A 320-nucleotide genomic window follows, 5' to 3' on the forward strand; every position below is an offset into this window, starting at 1 on the left:
CGGCCGTGGGGGATGATCGAGGTGTTCATGCTCGGCATCCTCGTCACCATCGTCAAGATGGTGACCCTCGCGCGCGTGATCCCGGAAGCCGCGCTGTTTGCTTTCGCCGCGCTGACGCTGATGCTCGCCGTCGTCGTGATGTTCGACCCGCGCACGCTGTGGGACATCGCCGACGACCTGGATGCGCGCCGCGCCGCCGGCGCGGCCGACGAGGTGCCGGCCCGATGAGCATCGTGACCGCCGCCCGGGCGGGCATGGCGAGCTGCCATGCCTGCGGCCACGTGCAGACGCTCGCGAATCCCGACGCGCACCCGGCGGAA

General features: G+C 70.9%; 1 protein-coding gene and 1 pseudogene. Both read left to right on the forward strand.

Going from position 1 to position 320, the window contains the following annotated elements; genetic code table 11:
• Window positions 1-228 (forward strand): paraquat-inducible protein A (locus RZR99_RS33215; RefSeq protein WP_323123877.1); only part of this gene is annotated, 228 nt, incomplete at its 5' end.
• Window positions 225-320 (forward strand): annotated as a pseudogene (locus RZR99_RS33220) (paraquat-inducible protein A); the annotation flags it as partial. The gene RZR99_RS33215 and the pseudogene RZR99_RS33220, both read left to right, overlap by 4 nt.

The sequence above is a fragment of the Burkholderia alba genome, assembly GCF_034721475.1.
Lineage (GTDB): Bacteria > Pseudomonadota > Gammaproteobacteria > Burkholderiales > Burkholderiaceae > Burkholderia > Burkholderia alba.